Source organism: Moritella sp. Urea-trap-13 (assembly GCF_002836355.1).
Classification (GTDB): Bacteria; Pseudomonadota; Gammaproteobacteria; order Enterobacterales; family Moritellaceae; genus Moritella.
The window spans coordinates 1-220 of the sequence record NZ_PJCA01000026.1 but is presented as its reverse complement, the minus strand read 5'-3'; the positions used below and the strand labels follow the sequence as shown (position 1 = coordinate 220).

Here is a 220-nt window from a genome sequence, read left to right as displayed (position 1 = left end):
GAAAGTAAATTGGCTCCCTTTGCTAGACTCGAACTAGCGACATATGGATTAACAGTCCACCGTTCTACCAACTGAACTAAAAGGGAATTGTTGGTTTGCTTTTTTAAACTAATAAATCAAAGCGAATAAATTGTGTGCTTCTAATGAAGCGTGTTAACAATTGACACTATCTACAAATCGAATTGTAATCATAGCCTAAATCATTAACCGTACCTTCAAT

The 220-nt window shown here is 35.0% G+C and carries 1 tRNA gene; it reads right to left on the bottom strand.

The annotated features are described in order from the left end of the window. Positions 1-10 precede the first annotated feature (10 nt). Positions 11-86 (bottom strand) — tRNA-Asn (locus tag CXF93_RS02960). Positions 87-220 lie beyond the last annotated feature (134 nt).